This is a genomic window from Williamsia sp. R60, assembly GCF_054063855.1.
Window position 1 is genome coordinate 438274 of the sequence record NZ_JBSSGR010000002.1, and the last position, 16767, is coordinate 455040.

General features: G+C 66.5%; 15 protein-coding genes and 1 tRNA gene. 9 read left to right on the plus strand and 7 right to left on the minus strand.

All coding sequences use genetic code 11. The features are described 5' to 3' along the window. The first annotated feature begins 79 nt into the window (after window positions 1-79). Window positions 80-1387 (plus strand): L,D-transpeptidase, encoded by a 1308-nt coding sequence (locus ACVWY6_RS08915; RefSeq protein WP_400724621.1) that lies wholly within the window; start codon window positions 80-82, stop codon window positions 1385-1387. Window positions 1388-1399: 12 nt separating this feature from the next. Here the strand turns inward: ACVWY6_RS08915 and ACVWY6_RS08920 are convergent, their stop codons facing one another. After that, window positions 1400-2167 carry an SDR family NAD(P)-dependent oxidoreductase gene (locus ACVWY6_RS08920; protein ID WP_457537477.1) on the minus strand — a complete coding sequence of 256 codons (768 nt, stop codon included), beginning with the start codon at window positions 2165-2167 and terminating at the stop codon, window positions 1400-1402. 99 nt (window positions 2168-2266) lie between these two features. Here ACVWY6_RS08920 and ACVWY6_RS08925 point away from each other — a divergent pair, with 99 nt between their 5' ends. Next, window positions 2267-3352: an ROK family protein gene (locus ACVWY6_RS08925; RefSeq protein ID WP_457537479.1), complete on the plus strand. Its 1086-nt coding sequence runs from the start codon at window positions 2267-2269 to the stop codon at window positions 3350-3352. A 30-nt stretch (window positions 3353-3382) separates the two neighbouring features. Continuing rightward, window positions 3383-4207, plus strand: a complete 825-nt coding sequence (locus ACVWY6_RS08930) for a transglutaminase-like domain-containing protein (RefSeq protein ID WP_457537481.1) — start codon at window positions 3383-3385, stop codon at window positions 4205-4207. Here the strand turns inward: ACVWY6_RS08930 and ACVWY6_RS08935 are convergent. The 5 genes from ACVWY6_RS08935 to ACVWY6_RS08955 all read right to left on the minus strand — a co-directional run bounded on the left by ACVWY6_RS08935 (window position 4195) and on the right by ACVWY6_RS08955 (window position 10289). Beyond that, on the minus strand, window positions 4195-4419 hold the full coding sequence (locus tag ACVWY6_RS08935) for a hypothetical protein (protein WP_457537483.1): 225 nt from the start codon (window positions 4417-4419) through the stop codon (window positions 4195-4197). The two genes, ACVWY6_RS08930 and ACVWY6_RS08935, sit on opposite strands and share 13 nt — an antisense overlap. A gap of 43 nt (window positions 4420-4462) precedes the next feature. Beyond that, window positions 4463-7021 carry a trehalose-phosphatase gene (gene otsB, locus ACVWY6_RS08940; RefSeq protein ID WP_457537485.1) on the minus strand — a complete coding sequence of 853 codons (2559 nt, stop codon included), beginning with the start codon at window positions 7019-7021 and terminating at the stop codon, window positions 4463-4465. A gap of 73 nt (window positions 7022-7094) precedes the next feature. Continuing rightward, window positions 7095-8582, minus strand: a complete 1488-nt coding sequence (locus tag ACVWY6_RS08945; RefSeq protein WP_457537487.1) for an alpha,alpha-trehalose-phosphate synthase (UDP-forming) — start codon at window positions 8580-8582, stop codon at window positions 7095-7097. Window positions 8583-8585: 3 nt separating this feature from the next. Continuing rightward, a complete protein-coding gene (locus ACVWY6_RS08950; RefSeq protein ID WP_457537488.1) occupies window positions 8586-8753 on the minus strand; it encodes a hypothetical protein in 168 nt (55 codons plus the stop codon). Window positions 8754-8771: 18 nt separating this feature from the next. Continuing rightward, complete coding sequence (locus tag ACVWY6_RS08955; RefSeq protein ID WP_457537490.1) at window positions 8772-10289, minus strand: threonine/serine ThrE exporter family protein; 1518 nt, start codon at window positions 10287-10289, stop codon at window positions 8772-8774. Between the two features lie 7 nt (window positions 10290-10296). Here ACVWY6_RS08955 and ACVWY6_RS08960 point away from each other — a divergent pair. After that, a tRNA-Thr gene (locus ACVWY6_RS08960) sits at window positions 10297-10371 on the plus strand. A 223-nt stretch (window positions 10372-10594) separates the two neighbouring features. Here the strand turns inward: ACVWY6_RS08960 and ACVWY6_RS08965 are convergent. Further along, window positions 10595-11257 carry a class I SAM-dependent methyltransferase gene (locus ACVWY6_RS08965; RefSeq protein WP_457537492.1) on the minus strand — a complete coding sequence of 221 codons (663 nt, stop codon included), beginning with the start codon at window positions 11255-11257 and terminating at the stop codon, window positions 10595-10597. 113 nt (window positions 11258-11370) lie between these two features. On the opposite strand from ACVWY6_RS08965, the gene ACVWY6_RS08970 reads away from it, so the two are divergent. The 5 genes from ACVWY6_RS08970 to ACVWY6_RS08990 all read left to right on the plus strand — a co-directional run bounded on the left by ACVWY6_RS08970 (window position 11371) and on the right by ACVWY6_RS08990 (window position 16761). Continuing rightward, window positions 11371-11973 carry a helix-turn-helix domain-containing protein gene (locus ACVWY6_RS08970; protein WP_457537494.1) on the plus strand — a complete coding sequence of 201 codons (603 nt, stop codon included), beginning with the start codon at window positions 11371-11373 and terminating at the stop codon, window positions 11971-11973. Between the two features lie 74 nt (window positions 11974-12047). Continuing rightward, window positions 12048-13061 (plus strand): serine hydrolase domain-containing protein, encoded by a 1014-nt coding sequence (locus tag ACVWY6_RS08975; protein WP_457537496.1) that lies wholly within the window; start codon window positions 12048-12050, stop codon window positions 13059-13061. A gap of 21 nt (window positions 13062-13082) precedes the next feature. Continuing rightward, complete coding sequence (locus tag ACVWY6_RS08980; protein ID WP_116917787.1) at window positions 13083-13952, plus strand: LysR family transcriptional regulator; 870 nt, start codon at window positions 13083-13085, stop codon at window positions 13950-13952. 35 nt (window positions 13953-13987) lie between these two features. After that, window positions 13988-14860, plus strand: coding sequence for a serine hydrolase (locus ACVWY6_RS08985; protein ID WP_317713797.1), 873 nt, complete (start codon window positions 13988-13990; stop codon window positions 14858-14860). A gap of 104 nt (window positions 14861-14964) precedes the next feature. Continuing rightward, complete coding sequence (locus ACVWY6_RS08990) at window positions 14965-16761, plus strand: penicillin-binding transpeptidase domain-containing protein (protein ID WP_457537498.1); 1797 nt, start codon at window positions 14965-14967, stop codon at window positions 16759-16761. Window positions 16762-16767 lie beyond the last annotated feature (6 nt).

Below are 16767 nucleotides of genomic sequence, written 5' to 3' on the forward strand. Positions count from 1 at the left end.
ATGACATCTGTCCTGGCTCGGGACGCTGACCAGGCCTGGTCGTCGTTTGGGATGGTTGCCTGCAGGTAATGTCTGACGCATGACCGAACCCCGTGACCGCATGCTGCTCACCAGGCGCTCGGCTCTCACCGCACTTGCCGTCGGCGTCGCCGGCGTGACTGCCGCAGCATGCTCGACCGACGACAAACCGGGCACGTCTGCCTCAGGTGAGAAGGGGCCCGCCGAGCCTGTTGCCGAGGTGTCGTACAGCCCTGCCCTCGACTCCACAGATGCCTCCCCGGTCGGGAAGATCTCGGTGACCGTGAAAGACGGCGTGCTGAATCCCGACGTCCAGCTCACCAACGCAAACGGGCGTGTGGTGGCGGGCACCATGTCCGAGGACCGCAAGACGTTCTCCATCTCCGAGCCGCTGGGCTACGGAGGCCAGTACACGTGGGCGGGCTCGGCAACCGGCAACGACCGCCAGACGGTTCCCGTGGCCGGCACCTTCACCACAGTCACCCCGCAGAACCAGATCGGCGTCGTCATCAACATCGCCGACGGACAAGAGGTGGGTGTCGCTGCGCCTCTCATCATCAAGTTCGACGAGGTGGTGACCGACAAGAAGGCGGTCGAGCAGGCGCTGAAGGTCACCACCACACCCGAGACCGAGGGCAGCTGGGGCTGGCTCGGCGAAGACGGTGGGTCGCGGGTGCATTGGCGTACCAAGGACTACTACCAGCCCGGCACCAAGGTCTCGATGGTCGGAAAGCTCTACGGCCTCGACCACGGCGACGGCTATTACGGCGAAGCCGACGTCACCAGTGACTTCGTGATCGGGCGCAACCAGGTGGTGCTCGCTGACGCCGACTCGCACCAGATCGTCGTCCAGAACGACGGCAACACGTTGATGACGCTGCCCTGCAGCTATGGCGAGGGCGACCTCGACCGCAACGTGACCCGATCGGGCATCCATGTGGTGAGCGAGAAGCACGAAGACTTCTACATGAGCAACCCGGCGGCGGGGTACTTCAACGTCCGCGAACGATTTGCCGTACGAATCTCCAACAACGGTGAGTTCATTCACGCCAACCCCGACACCGTCGGAGTGCAGGGTTCGTCCAACGTCACCAACGGCTGCATCAATTTGTCGCTGGCGAACGCCGAACAGTACTTCAACACCGCGATGTACGGAGACCCGGTGGAGGTCACCAACACCCGAATCCCGTTGTCCGAGGCCGACGGCGACATCTACGACTGGATCTACGACTGGCAGACCTGGAAGTCGATGTCGGCTCTCGGCGGGGATCCCGAGGTCAAGAACGCCCCGGCCACACCCACCGACGCCCCCGACGTCTCCGGCATCCCGCCGACCCCGCAGAACACCGGCACACCGCCCGCCGGCTGATCGGAGAAAGATCTAGCCGGTCTTGATGTTCCGGCGTGCGGATGCCTGATCCCGCGGTTTGAGCAGGATCGTGTCGAGGTTGACGTGCGGGGGACGGCTCGCCACGAAACCGACCACCTCGGCGACGTCGTCGGCCGTCAGAGGTGTCAGCCCCTCATAGACGGAGTCGGCCTTGGCCTGGTCGCCGTCGAATCGCACGAGTGAGAACTCGGTCTCGACCATGCCGGGCTGGATCTCGGTCAGCCGAACCGGTTTACCCAGCAGCTCCGGGCGGAGCGTTCGATGCAGGAGCGCCTGGGCGTGCTTGGCCGAGGTGTATCCGGCGCCGTTGTCGTAGGCCTCGATCGCAGCGATGGACGTGATTGTGACGATGAGTCCGTCGCCCGACTCGATCAGTTTGGGCAGCAGCGCCTTGGTGATCCGCAGGGTGCCCAGCACGTTGGTCTCCCACATCCAGCGCCAGTCGTCGAGGTCCGCGTCGGCGACGGTGGCAAGCCCCTTGGCCCCACCGGCGTTGTTCACCAGGATCTCCACCGCGGGCACCTGGTCACAGAACTCCTGGACGGATGTGTCGTCGGTGACGTCGAGAGAGATGGCGGTTCCGCCGATCTCGGCGGCGAGGGCATCGATGCGGTCCACCCTGCGGGCACCGACGACCACGTGATAGCCCTGAGCGGCAAGAACTCTGGCCGTTGCCTCCCCGATGCCTGAACTGGCGCCGGTTACTACGGCGACCTTGCGTTCGCCAGGGTTGGACTCTGGGCTGCCTGCAATTGTCATGGCCGCCAGTCTAAAGCTGTGGTGCCCGGTAGATTTCTCCAGCATGGGACCAGGACGCGGTAGTCGACTGTGAACACCCGATCCCGAACCACGCGGACCGTGTCGTTCGAGCGCGGCGACGGCGCGGCGGCGGTGGTCCTGCGTGCGGTGCGCACCCAAGGCCCGGTGACGCGTGACCGTCTGCCCTCGGCGACCGGGCTTTCGGCAGCCACCGTCAACCGGCAGCTGCAGGCGCTCGAGCGGCTCGGACTGGTACGCGAACGACCGGATCTGATCGCGGCCGGGGCCATCGGCCGACCGAAGATCCCGCTGACCATCGACCGAGATCGGTTCTGTGTGATCGCCATTCACATCGGTGCCCGGTCCACACTCTTGGTGGTCGCCGATCTCGGTGGCCGACTGCTGCAGACCGCCGCGATGTCGACACCCACCGGGCCCGTCGGGCCGGCCCTCGCGTTGATCGCCCGCCGGGCTGCGCTGGAGGCGGCGTCGTTCACCCACCGGGTTCCGCTCTGGGCCGGCGCTGCCGTCGGCGGTGAGGTCTATGACGACGGCAGCGTCGACCACGCGCAGCTCGGATGGAGACGGGCCCCGGTGGGGCAGGTGCTCTCCGACGAGCTGGGTCTCCCGGTGTCGGTCAGCCCTCACGTGCAGGCCATGGCCGCGGCCGAGTTGCTCCTGGCCGGGTCAGGCGACAGCTCGGGCGTGGATCTGCTGTTCTACGTGCGTGAGACGGTGGGGCTGGCCACCACGATCGACGGCCGGGTGCAGCGTCGGCCTGGCAACATCGGCCACCTTCCGGTCGCGGCCCCGCTGCTGTCGGGTTATGCCGACGCAAAACTGCAGGATGTGGTGGGTCGCAAGGTCTTCGACCAGGCTGTCGCGGCGGGGGCAAACGTGAACGACGTCCTCGATGAGCGCGCACGGGTGTTGGGTGAAGCAGTCGCGCTGGTGCGAGACCTGATCAATCCCGACCGGGTGGTTCTCGCGGGCCAGGTGTTCGCCGAACACCCGCACGGGCTGGCGCCGGTGCAGGCCGCCTTCGACGCCACGAGCACGTTGCCTCCGATGGAATTGTCGCCGCCGCGGTTCGGTGCGCGCGTGCAGGAGGGTGCCGCGATGGTGGTGTCGCTCGGTGCGATCTACGCTGATCCCATCGGAGCCTTGCAGGACGCGAGGGTATGACGCGACTCCCGGAAGGACCCTCTACCGCACATGGTCGACCTTGATCCCCAAGCCCAGCGCGATGCGTCGATGTACCTCGACGTCGCCGTGAACGCCGCCACCGAGATAGAGCTACAAGTCGCGGTCGCCCGGATGCCCGGGCTGGATTTCTCCGATGAGTTGTCGATTACACTGAACGGCAACACCATTGTTCCCGACGAGATCATCAGCGACAGCGGGAACCGGATTCACTGGATCCATGCCGAGCCGGGCAATCTCTACGTCCAGTACCGCGCCCGCGTGCGCGGGCAGGCTGATCCTGCTGGGGTCGGCCGCTTCGATCCGTCGCTGTACCTGCGGCCCAGTCGCTATGCGGAGGCAGACAAGTTCTTCGGCTTCGCGGCCGGGCAGTTCGACACCACCGCCTCGCCGGCTGATCAGCTGGTCGCGGTGACCGACTTCGTGCGACAACGCATTTCGTACATCTTCGGCGCCAGCGACCCGATCGACGGCGCTGCCGACACCCTGATGTCGGGGGCGGGTGTGTGTCGCGACTTCGCGCATCTCGTGGTCGCACTGTTGCGCGCCTTGGGAATTCCGGCCCGGCTGGTCGCGGTGTACGCACCGGGCCTGTCGCCGATGGACTTTCACGCGGTCGCCGAGGCACTCATCGATGATCGCTGGGTGGTGGTGGACGCCACCGGACTGGCGCCCCGGCAGTCGCTGGTGCGCATCGCGACCGGTCGCGACGCCGCCGACACCGCGTTCCTCGACAACCACGGGGGAGACGTCGTGCTGAACAGCTACCAGGTCAGCGCGGTCGTCTCGGGCGATCTGCCCCTCGACGACCATGCCGAGCAGGTTCAGTTGCGCTGATCGCTGCCCAGGTCGTCGATCATCGGGAGCGTGGTCTGACGTACGACCGCCACGACGGTGAGGTGCATCGGGTGAGGTGGCCGATGGGGGCCGTCGCCGACCCCGGGTTCTCCGGTGCCGGCGACGATGCCGGACAAGCCAGTGGGAATCGTCTGGTGTGCCGCGGTGCGTAGCTCATGCGACAACAGTGCGCGGCGGTGCTTGGTGATCACTTGGAACCGACTTGGCGCCGCCGACGCCGGAGGTCGGCGCTTGTCAGACCCCGAGCAGCCTCGCGCAACGAAGTAACCCGATGTGGCTGTAGGCCTGCGGATGATTACCGAGGGAGCGTTCCGCGACCGGGTCGTACTCTTCGGACAGCAATCCCGTCGGACCGGCGGCCTTGACCATCTGATCGAACAGCGCCTCGGCATCGTTGCGACGGTCGATCAGCAGGTAGGACTCGATCAGCCAGGCGGCACACAGGTGGAAGCCGCCCTCGCCGCCGGGCAGGCCGTCGTCGTGGTGGTAGCGGTACACCGTTGAGCCGCTGCGCAGTTCGGCCTCCGTCGCGTTCACCGTTGCGGTGAATCGCGGATCGGACGGATCGATCAGACCCGACAGCCCGATGTGCAGTGTGGCGGCGTCGAGATCGATGCCGTCGTACGCCGCGGTGTACGAGCGCGCGGTGTCGTTCCAGCCTTCACGCAGGACCTGGCGCGCGATGGTGTCACGCAGGACGGGCCATCCGAGTTGCACCTGACGGCCGAACTCGTCGCCGAGCTTGAGAGCCCGGTCCACGGTCATCCAGCACATCACCTTGGAATAGACGTGGTGTCGCGGATTGCCGCGGATCTCCCAGATGCCGTGGTCTGGTTCGGTCCACCGGCGTTCGACGGCATAGACCATGTCGCGCACCAGATCCCAGTCCTCGTCCCTGAGGGGTTTCGGATCACCGGCTGCCTTGCGTGCGTGCGAGAGGGTGGAGATCAAATCGACGATCGGGCCGAACACATCGAGCTGCACCTGCTGGTTGGCGGCGTTGCCGACGCGGACGGGACGCGACCCGGCGTATCCGGGCAGGGAGTCGATCACGGCCTCGGGGGGAAGGCCGGTGCCGGCCAGTGTGTAGAGCGGGTGGAGCCACTCGGGCCCGGTGACCGTCCCGAGCACCTGGTGCAGCCAGCCGAGGTAGTCCTCGGCCTCGGTGTACGAACCGACCGAGACCAGCGCGGACGCGGTCAATGCGGCATCACGAAGCCAGCAGTAGCGGTAGTCCCAGTTGCGGACTCCACCGATCTCCTCGGGCAATGACGTGGTGGCCGCCGCCATGATCGAGCCGGTGTCGGCGTGCACCAGCCCACGCAGGGTGAGCGCCGAACGCTTCATCAGGTCGCGTTTGACGTTGGGCAGGTCCAGGGTCTTTGCCCAGTCGCTCCAGTAACTCTCGGCCGCGGCGCGACGCTCGGCTTCGGGCAGCGGATGGGCGTCGAGATCTTCGGTGCCGCAGCGCAATTCGAGGACGATTTCACCGTCGGACGGATCGATCACCGCAGTGGCCGTCTGGTGGTTCTTCTCGCTCTCGATCTCCCAGGTGACCCCGGGGGACCGGAGGACCAGTGGCTCGTTGGAGCCGAGCACACGCAGACCCTCGTCGGACGTCTCGATCCGCACGGCCGCCTGCCCGAACTCGGGGCGGGGCGCGAAACGAACATGCACTGGGACGTCGCCGCGGATGACCCGGGTCAGATCGGTGCGACCGACCGGCACGTCGTGGGGCAGATAGTCGGTGACCTCGAGCCCGGCCCATCGGGTGCGGACGGTCATGGTGCTGTCGATGTAGCGCTGGCTCAGTGGCAAGGGTGCTGCCTTGCCGGGCTCGATGGGTGGCCCGACCGCGAACTCGCCGGCCTCGTCGGTGCCCAGGAGGCTGCCGAACAGTGCGGCGGAGTCGGGTTCGGGGTGGCACATCCAGCAGACCTTGGCGTCGGGCGTGACGAGGGCGACGGTGCGCGGCGACGCGAGCATGGTGAGTCGCTCGATGGGGACCGCATTGCCACCGCGAAGCCAGGTGCGTCGCTCCTCGACAAGGAAGGCCAGGGCTGTGGCGACCTGTTCGGTGTCGTCCACGCGGTACGCGGCCAGCGAGTCGCCCTCACCGACCTTGACCCCCAGATCTGGTCCGTGCAGTCGCAGGAACGCCTTCTCGTCGGTGACGTCGTCGCCGAAGAAGACCGCGGCACTGGCCCCGGCCTCGTGACGCAAGATGTCGAGCGCCTGACCTTTGTCGGTGATGATCACGGCCAGTTCGATGACCGACTTGCCCTCGGTGACCTGTACCCCGTCCCAGGTGGCCGGTCCGGTGCGGGCACGATGCAGCGCGGCGTCGGCGTCGGTCTTGGAGGCGTTGCGCACATGTAGAGCGGTGCTGGCGGGCTTGGCCTCCACCGTGACGCCCTCGTAATCGGCCGCGATCGCACGGAACTCGACGACGAGGGTGTCGAGCAGTTCGTGGGCGGCCGGGGTGATCTCGTGCACGAAGCCGATGTCGAACTCGCTGCCGTGACTACCGACCAGGTGCACCTCGGCGGGCAGCCGCGACAGTGTCGCCAGATCGCGGAGGGCGCGGCCGGAGATCACGGCTGCGGTGGTGCTGTCGAGCTCGGCCAGCGCACGCATGGCGCGCACCGAGTCGGTGTTGGGGCGGGCGTCCTCGGGCCTGGAGACGATCGGGGCCATGCAGCCGTCGTAGTCCGAGGCGACCAGCAGCCGGGGCATACGTGCGATGGTTTTGAGGGCGCGACGCAGTTCCGGGTCGAGGTCTTGTGCACTCACTCAGCGAGTCTAAGACCGTCGACCCCTCTGGCGTCCAATCCGTCCTGCCCTGGACCGGTAAATGCTGCGTTCGTCACACTTCTTCGACCAGATCGATGCGGCGGTCGCCGCTCGACATGGTCTCGGGGTCGGCGCCGAGCGCTCCGAGGAAACTCTCGGCCCACCGTTGCACGTCATGTGCGAGCACCTGCCTGCGCAGCGCTCGCATCCGTCGTCGACCCTCATCCGGGTCTTGCTCGAGGGCGGCGACGATCGCGTTCTTGACACCATCGGTGTCGTAGGGGTTGGCCTGAAACGCCTGACGCAATTCGGCTGCCGCGCCGGTGAACTCACTGAGCACCAGCGCCCCACCGAGGTCGCTGCGGCAGGCGACGTACTCCTTGGCTACCAGGTTCATGCCGTCGCGCAGCGGCGTGATCAACATGACGTCCGCGGCCACGAAGAAGGCAATCAGGTCTTCGCGGGGCACCGGCTGGTGAAGATACTGGATGACCGGGTGCCCCACCCGTCCGTAGGTGCCGTTGATGTTGCCCACCAACTGTTCGATCTCGCCGCGCATCTTGATATAGCTGTCGACCCGCTCGCGGCTGGGCGTCGCCAGCTGCAACATGGTGACCTCGTTGGGATCGACCCTGCCTTCCTCGAAGAGTTCGGACAGCGCCTGCAGCCGGACGTCGATGCCCTTGGTGTAGTCGAGGCGGTCGACACCGAGCAGTACTTTCTTCGGGCTGCCCAGCTCCTCCCGGATCTCGACGGCGCGTTTACGGATCTCCTTGGTCTTGGCCTGGGTGTCGAGTTCGCCGGAGTCGATCGAGATGGGGAATGCACCCACCCGGACAGTTCGGAATCCGACCTGGACCACGCCGAACTTGGAGCGGACGCCGACCTGGCCCTTGGATGTCGCCTGTCCGGCCAGCCGCCGGGCGAGGTACAGGAAGTTCTGCGCGCCGCCGGGAAGGTGGAAGCCGATCAGGTCGGCGCCGAGCAGACCCTCGATGATCTCGGTGCGCCACGGCATCTGCATGAACAGTTCCACCGGCGGGAACGGGATGTGCAGGAAGAACCCGATCCGGAGATCGGGACGCAGCATGCGCAGCATCTTCGGCACCAGTTGCAACTGGTAGTCCTGGATCCAGACCAACGCGCCCTCGGCGGCCGCCTCAGATGCTGCCTCGGCAAACCTGCGGTTGATGGCGACGTAGCTGTTCCACCACGTGCGGTTGTACTCGGGTTTGACGATGACGTCGTGGTACAGCGGCCAGAGGGTGGCGTTGGAGAAACCCTCGTAGTAGTCGGCGATCTCCTGCGCGCTCAGTGATACGGCGTAGAGCTGGAGTCCTTCGACCTCAGGGTGTTCTGCGGCGTCGGGGACACCCGACCAACCGACCCACGCACCCGTCTGCGACCGCAGGATCGGTTCCAGGGCGGTGACCAGACCACCCGGGCTGCGCTTCCAGCGCACGGTGCCATCCGCGAGCGTCTCTTTGTCTACCGGCAGGCGATTCGCGACTACGACGAAATCGGCGCGGGTATCGGACTCATTCGATCGCTGCGGAGTCACGAATCAGGCTTCGCCCGGCGCGATTCCGAGCATCCCGAACAGCATTCGGCATTCATCGGCATCGGTGGCGTAAGCGGCGACCACTCGGCGGGCAGAATTGGCGGTCTCGTCGGCCACGGGTTCCAGTTCCTCGTCCGCGAGGTCAGTCTTATCGCTGGTCTTGGCAGGCATGGCGACCATAATACCTGTTCAGTTCTGGCGTTCGGTCACGCCGGGGCGTGCCTGGATCTGGTGCATCGGCTCGGTGGCGGCGTCGGGATCGGCCTCTGGTTCTTCGGTCAGACGACCGGGCCGAATGGCCGAGCGCGCGGTCAACAGGACCCGTGTCGGTTTGGTGGGGATACGAGGCCGTCGCAGGGTGCGTGCGATGAACTCGCCGAGGGTCACACCGGCCGCCAGACTCACGCCCGTACCCACCGCGGCCGCCAAGGCCGTGAAGCCGTCCACGGTCTGGTCGCCCAGGATTCCGTAGAGGCCGCGGTAGATCGCCAGACCTGGGAGCAGCGGTGTGATGCCCGCGACCGCGACCACAAGCGGCGGCGTCACCGCTCGGCGGGCCAGCAGACCACCGACCAGCCCGACCAGCGCTGCGGCGAATCCGGCGGAGATCACCGAGCCGATGCTGAAGTGTTCGGCGGCAGCGACCACCGCGGCGCCGAGGGCGCCACCGAAGAAGGCGGTGGAGAGTGCGCGGCGCTCGGCGTAACTGGCGAGCGCGAAAGCGGCCGCGGCCAGACCGCCCGCGACGACGCGCGTCGGAGTGGTGGCCAGGTCGAATGACGTCGAGGTGGTGATGGTCGGCAGATAGATGCCCGTGCCTTCGAGGGCGCGGATCGCGATACCGACTCCGCTGATGATGCCGCCGGTCATGATCATCAATTCGAAGAACCGGGCGGCGCCGGTGATGGGCGCGCCGGTGATGGCGTCCTGCACCGAACCGACCAACGACAAACCGGACAGCAGCACGATGACGCCCGCCGCGATGACCTGGGACGGGGCGATGTCGACGCCGAGGGTGTCCTGATACTGGAACACCAGCGCGGCGGGGATCACCGCGATGAATCCGCCGGTGACCTGCTGGAAGAACAGCGGCGTGCCGATCTTGTTGAGCAGCCGATTGGCCCGGTCGATCACGGCGGTGGTGATGAAGGCGACGACGGCGACGAGCCAGCCACCTCCCAGGAGCACCGACAGCGACGCCGCCATCGATGACCAGGCCAGGGTGGCTATCCAGCGACGGTAGGGGTGCGGCGCGGCGATGATCGAGTCGATGACCTCGTGCGCTTCGCCCGGATCGATGGCGCGACTGCGGATCTTGCGGACCAGGCGGTCGACCGCCGCGAGCCGGGTGAAGTCGAGTGAGCGGTAGTGCACCGTCCTCATCGCGGTCACGGGCGGCATCGATGCGCCACGACGGGCACTGACCCAGATGGTGTTGTACGTGACGTCCACTTCGCAGTTCTCGACGCCGTACATGCTCGCCACAAATCGCACCTGGGTCTGGGTGTCGATCGCGCCGGTTCCGGAGTCGAGTAGCACCGCACCGACCTTGATCGCCAGATCAAGGACTTCGGTGACGGCGGCGTCGTCGGTGAGGTCGATCGGCCGACGTGGGGACACCGCCGGTTCGAACGGTTCGATGGTGTCGATCGTCGCTCGGTGGTTCCCGACGAGGCGGCCCGCAAGAGTCGCGATATACTCGCGCACGCAGTTTGCCTCCTTAGCTCAGTGGTAGAGCACTCGCCTTGTAAGCGAGCGGTCGTCAGTTCAATCCTGACAGGGGGCTCCACCGATGCGGTTGCCCCGACACCGGGCGCATCGACCTCCCGCAGACAGGGTAGGGCGACCACCTGAGGACCACCAAAGTCGCCAGATCTCCCGGTCCGGCGATGTGGGTGAGAGTGGTCCGGGTCACCCGAAATATGGCTTGTACGAAGAGGTTTCCCATGGACCATGTCTTCCGCCCCATGGGCTGAGCCTGCGTCAGATACGAAGGCGCCGCGGTTCTGGCCTCATGTGCGACGAACCGCTGCGACCACCACGTCGTGGAGCTGAACATCTCGCCCGTCGGGCCCGGTCATCGACCGGTGGGTTTCGCGGGCGGTCAAGATCTCCCATTCGGTCGGGTCCAGCTGGGCAGTGATGTCGGCGGCGCGCACCGAAGCAGACTCCGGCGGCTGACCATCTGCGTCGTGATGGCCGTGGCCGGCATCGTGCGAGGCGGCCCCGCCGTGGTGGTCGTGGTGGAGGTGCCCGACTATGAACAGCATGCCGCCGGGAGCCACCCAGTCGGCGGTGCGGCGATAGAAGTCGAGCTGCGGTATCGCGGGGTGTGCGTAGTGCGTGGTGACCAGGTCGTAGCGGGCTTCGGGTTCCCACGTGGACAGGTCGGCCTCGACCCATCGCATCTGATCGGCAACTCCCGCCTGCGCCGCCCTGTCGGCAGCGCGGGCCAGGGCCTCGGCGGCGATGTCGGCGCCCGTCACCTGCCAGCCACGTGTTGCCAGCCACACTGCTTCGGTGCCGCCGCCGCATCCCGCGTCGAGAGCGGTGCCGGGCGTCAGGCCCGCGACCTCGTGGGTCAGGTGTGGGTTGGGCGTGCCGGCCGCCATCGCCGTGGCGCGGTCGCCGTGCCAGATCTCATCCCAGTACTTCTTGTCGAACGAGTACGTCATCGTGCTCTTTTCTCGGGTTGCCGGTGCCGGTTGCACGGTGGGACCGGATTGCTTGATGGTGCGATGGCGACGTTGGAATCGCAAGGTTCGTTGCCAAATGGCAAAGTGCATGCATGGACGCTTCGATCGACCGCACTCTCGACGCCGTGGGGCCGCGGCTCAAGCAGCTTCGGCAGCACCGCGACCTCACCCTGATCGATCTCGCCGAGGAGACGGGAATTTCGACGAGCACTCTGTCCAGACTCGAGGCCGGCCTGCGGCGACCGACACTGGAGCAGCTGTTGCCGCTGGCCCGGGCGTACGGGGTCACGTTGGATGAGCTCGTCGACGCGCCACCGACCGGAGACCCGCGAGTCAACATGCGTCCGATCCCCACAGGCGACGGTTCCACCGTGGTTCCTCTGACCCGTCGGCCAGGGGGCATCCAGGCGTACAAGTTCGTCTTGCCCGCCGGACGCGACGACGTCGAACCGGATCTGCGGAGCCATGAGGGTTACGACTGGGCCTTTGTTCTCAATGGACGACTCCGGCTGATGCTCGGCGAGCACGACCTCATCCTCGAGCCCGGAGAGGCTGCCGAGTTCGACACCCGCACCCCGCATTGGTTCGGTGCGACGAGCTCCGGCCCGGTGGAGTTCCTCAGCCTGGTCGGCAAACAGGGGGAACGTGCGCACGTGCGTGCTGCGCCCAGACGCCAGGAACCCGACCGGGCGTGAACAGCCCGGCGTGCGCTGTGTTCATACAGGCGGTACAAGAAGTACAGTGCTCGGAGTTTCCTGGGAAGGCGCACATGATCGCAATGGATGGCGATGCTGAGCTGGGTTCGAGCATCCGCCGGCGTCTGGGTGGGCGTCATCCGATCGTGGCGGTGGCAGCGGTCGGTCCCCGCGGGCTGTCGCTGGCGACCACAGGTACCACCACCACAGCCGACCTGGAGATCGGCTCGATCTCCAAGGCGCTCACCGGACTGCTGTACGCAGATGCATGCTCGCGCGGAGAAGTGACACCCGAGACAGCGTTGGGAACGCTGCTTCCGTTGCCGGACAGGGAGATCGGCGTGCAGGGCAAGGAAATCGGCGCGATCACGCTCGGATCGCTGAGTACACACCGATCGGGACTGCCGCGGCTGCCCGCGGGCATGAACCCGCTCCGTCGTACCGTGCAGATGTGGACGCACGGTGCCTCGCCGTACGGTGAGACCCTCGAGGAACTCCTCGCGCAGGTACGCAGCACGAAGCTGAGGTCGCCGAAGGTGAGATACTCCAATCTCGGGTTTCAGCTACTCGGGCATGCGGTGGCACAGGCCGCCGGCCAGAGTTTTCAGACGTTGTTGGGTGATCGTCTCACGCGGCCGCTCGGACTCGAGAACACCTACGCCCCACACACACCGGCTGAATTGACCTCGGACGCCGTGGTCGGCCGAAGCCGGTTCGGCCGGGTTCAGCAGCCCTGGACGGGGGAGGCCGTCGCACCCGCGGGCGGCGTACGTGCGTCCATCGCGGACATGGGTCGCCTCGTCTGCGCTCTGCTCGACGAATCTTCCCCCGGCATGGCAGCTCTCGACCCGGTTGCCAAGCTGATGGGTCCTGCGCGCATCGGCGCCGGCTGGATGACCCTTGACGTGAAGGGCCGAAAGATCACCTGGCACAACGGAGCAACGGGCGGATTCGCCAGCTGGATCGGGGTGGACCGTGCCGCCGGGACAGGCCTGGTGATCTTGTCCGCAACTGCGGCGTCGGTGGACAAGCACGGGTTCGCCTTGCTCCGAGAACTCACCGACGATTCACCCCGTCGCCCGGACTGATCAACGTGTCACAGTGGTGACGTGGATCTTGTCAGGCATCTCAGGTTCTTTGTCGCCGTCGCCGAGGAGGGTCATTTCGGGCACGCAGCCGCGCGCCTGCAGATGACCCAGCCGCCCGTGTCGCAGGGCCTGCGTCGCCTGGAGAAGGAACTCGGGGTGGAGCTGATCCGCCGGAGCACCCAGGGCGCCGAGCTGACCAGCGCGGGCCGGGATCTGCTGCCGCGGGCGCGTGTCCTGGTTGATGACGCCGAACGGTTCGTCGGCGAGGCCCGTCGACTTCGGGGACACCACGATGTCCTGAGATGCGGGTTGCCGAGCGACCTCGACCCTGCGATCGCGGCCGCGTGCGCTGTCTCCCTCAGCCGCCTGCGCCCCGACCATCACTTCCGGATGACCACCGCGTCCATCATCGACCTCGTCAAGGATGTCCGCGCCGGTCTCCTCGATTGCGCGGTGGTGGAACACCCGTCTGTGGTCGAAGGTCTTGATGCGGGACCGGCCGCCCGGATACCCCGCTCCTTTCTGGTGCCCGCGGATCACCCGGTGGCCAAGGCAAAGAAACCGACGGTGCGGATGCTCGACGGGCTGGCCTGTGCCCATGCGCCGCGGGCCACCAATCCACCGGCCTTCGACCTGCTGATCGACACGCTGCACGTGCGCGGTCTCGATCCGGTTGTGCTGCCCACGCATTCGGCAGGTGAACTGGTGGCAGCAGTCGCCTGTGGGGAGGCCTTCGCTCTGGCAACGGGTACCTCACAGGTCCGCGGCGTCAAGCGCGTGGCGATGATCCCGGACGACGTGGCGTTGCGCCTGCGCACAGTTCGCCGCCCGGGCACTGCCCAGCCCGCGGTCGACGCAATCGAATCGGCTCTCTGGAAGCTCGCGCGGTGAGCGGACCGGCTCAGGATGCGGACGCGTCGAGGCAGATGGCCGAGGTCTTCGCTGATGCCGGATGCGCCGGATGGGTACATGCCAGGACGATCGGCCGGGCGGTTGAACGGGAATTCGGCTGGGCGGCAGATGATCCCGTCGTGATGGCATCGGTCTACAAGCTGCCGCTCCTGCTTGCGCTGTGTGACCTGGCTGAGATCGGGCAGATCGACCTGACTGCCACGGTGGTCGTCGACCCGGCGGATTGGGCGGTGGGGCCCACGGGTATCGCGACGTTGCACGACCCGGTGACATTGAGCTGGCGTGATCTGGCCGTACAGATGATGGTGATCTCCGACAACGCGGCAGCCGACGTGATCCTCGACCGGGTGGGACTACCGCGGGTGCAGGACAAACTCGATGCGCTCGGCCTGACCGAGACCAGAGTGGTCGGTGGCATGGCAGAACTGCAACAACAACTGGTCCGGGAAACGGGCACTGACACTGTGGTGGAGGCGTTCTCGGTGCTCGCCGACGCAGACCGGACGATGACCGTCACGGCCTACGACCCGGCGCTTGCCAGCGCGACGACGCCCCGCGACGCCACACGTCTGTTGCAACTCATCTGGACCGATCAGGCGGTGTCGGCACAGATGAGCGAATTCGTTCGGTCAACGATGCGTAAACAGGCCTGGCAACAACGTCTTTCGTCGGGGTTCCCGTTGGGCGTGGCAACCATCGCGGGTAAGACCGGCACACTCGGCGCCATCCGCAACGAGATCGCTGTTGTCGAATATCCCGGCGAACACCCGATCGCGGTTGCCGTCTTCACGCTGGCAGCCAGGGCCGAACTGTCGCTGCCGACGGTGGAGGCAGCCGTCGGGCGAGCTGCGCGAATCGCGGTGACAGCAGTGCGGAGCCCGCTCTGACACGGTGATCGTCACGGGCTCTGCCACGCCCGATAGCGATTCGCTATCGGCTGCGGAGGCGACGCGACATTGCCGGGTCGCGGCCCGCCTGCTTGAGTCGGGGCGTGGACGAAAAACACCGGTCGCCCTACTTGCGTCGAATCATTCCGTTGATCCTGTGTGCTCTTGTCGGTTCGAGCTGTTCATGGCTGAGTGACCACCCCGAAGACACTTTCGGCGAGTTCGCCTCCGCCCTCAGTGGGCGGCACGTCGACGACGCCGCCGAACTGACCACCGATCCTGCCGCGGCAACCACTGCGATCAACGACATGTTCGAGGGGCTCGGCGATGGGGCGGAGGTGGTGGTCACCGCGGACGACGTGGAGTCCGATGGGAGCGACGGGCGTCTGACCATGGCGTGGAATTTCGGGCCGGGTAAGGATCTCCGGTACGAAACACGCGGCAGGACAGTCGAATCCGATGGCGACCGGAAGCTGGTCTGGGATCCGACGCTGCTGCACGACAACATGCTTCCCGGTTCGACATTCCGGTATTCGGACGACAAAGATCTGATGACACCGGTGGTGGACCGCGGTGGAGCGGCGCTGCTCGAGTGGCAGACGGTCGGAGTGGTAACCGTGCGACGCGATGCCGTTGACGCAGCATCCACCGCGTTGGCCAGGGCCCTGCGCAGGTTCGATGCGTCCATCACGGAGACGTCGATCCGGACGGCTGCGGAGCAGCAGCAGGGCGATGCCGTCACCGTCATCACGCTCAGGGAACATGACGTCGAGGCCGTTCGTGCGCAGCTCGAACCGATCGAGGGCGTCACGATCGTGGACCAGGGAAAGTTGTTGACCACCGACCGCGCCTTGCGGTCACCGGTTCTGGGCGACATCGAACGCACCTGGAACGATGTGATCACCGAACGCGCCGGATGGTCGGTGTCGTTGGTGGATGCCGAGGGCGACGCCATTGATCAGCTCACGGCGGTGCCACCCAGAGCGACCGAGCCACTACAGCTGTCCATCGACCGACGTCTGCAGCTTCTCGCGCAACGGGCTGTGGCAAGCCGATCCGAACCGACTGCGCTGGTGGCTATTTCGACAAACGCCGGAGGAATTCTCGCGGTCGCACAGAATGCCGCGGCGGATCGGGAAGGTGCGATTGCGCTGAGCGGCCTGTATCCACCGGGTTCGACGTTCAAGACGGTGACCACCGCGGCAGCGTTGTCCGAGGGGATCGCGACACCGCAGACACAGCTGCCGTGCCCGGGTCGGGCCACCATCGAAGGCCGGACCATTCCGAACGAGGACGACTTCGATCTCGGGACGGTGCCCTTGGCCACCGCATTTGCCCGGTCCTGCAACACCACCATGGCGGGGCTCTCGAATCGCCTCGGGTCCGACGCGCTCCCGGCAACCGCCACCCGGTTCGGCATCGGCGTGGACTTCGTGGTCCCTGGGATCACCACGGTCACCGGGACGGTGCCACGTGCCGACAGCGCTGCTCTGCGGGTGGAGAACGGTATCGGTCAGGGCAAGGTCACCGCCTCGCCGTTCGGCATGGCGGTCGCCGAAGCGAGTCTCGGACATGGATCGATGGTTCTTCCGACCCTCATCTCCGGTCGATCGACAACGGCCAGCGTGAAGCCGGAGCCACTGGATCCCGAGGTTGTCGAAGCCTTACGGGCGATGATGCGCCAGACCGTGGCGACGGGTACTGCCTCCGAGCTCGGCGACATAGACGGCTTGGGGGGTAAGACCGGTACCGCGGAGTACGGCGACAACACCCGTTCTCACGGGTGGTTCGCCGGGATCGCAGGCGACATCGCCTTTGCGTCGCTTGTCGTCGGCGGGAACAGCTCTGCCCCGGCCGTGGCGGTTGCCGGCGAATTCCTTCGACCTGCAACCGGTCGGTGACGAACC

What these genes read in the sequence shown, in the direction of transcription:
- ACVWY6_RS08915 (WP_400724621.1), top strand. Translation starts at nt 80, where the DNA reads ATGACCGAACCCCGTGACCGCATGCTGCTCACCAGGCGCTCGGCTCTC.
- ACVWY6_RS08920 (WP_457537477.1), bottom strand. Translation starts at nt 2,167, where the DNA reads ATGACAATTGCAGGCAGCCCAGAGTCCAACCCTGGCGAACGCAAGGTC.
- ACVWY6_RS08930 (WP_457537481.1), top strand. Translation starts at nt 3,383, where the DNA reads ATGGTCGACCTTGATCCCCAAGCCCAGCGCGATGCGTCGATGTACCTC.
- ACVWY6_RS08950 (WP_457537488.1), bottom strand. Translation starts at nt 8,753, where the DNA reads ATGCCTGCCAAGACCAGCGATAAGACTGACCTCGCGGACGAGGAACTG.
- ACVWY6_RS08965 (WP_457537492.1), bottom strand. Translation starts at nt 11,257, where the DNA reads ATGACGTACTCGTTCGACAAGAAGTACTGGGATGAGATCTGGCACGGC.
- ACVWY6_RS08970 (WP_457537494.1), top strand. Translation starts at nt 11,371, where the DNA reads ATGGACGCTTCGATCGACCGCACTCTCGACGCCGTGGGGCCGCGGCTC.
- ACVWY6_RS08975 (WP_457537496.1), top strand. Translation starts at nt 12,048, where the DNA reads ATGATCGCAATGGATGGCGATGCTGAGCTGGGTTCGAGCATCCGCCGG.
- ACVWY6_RS08985 (WP_317713797.1), top strand. Translation starts at nt 13,988, where the DNA reads ATGGCCGAGGTCTTCGCTGATGCCGGATGCGCCGGATGGGTACATGCC.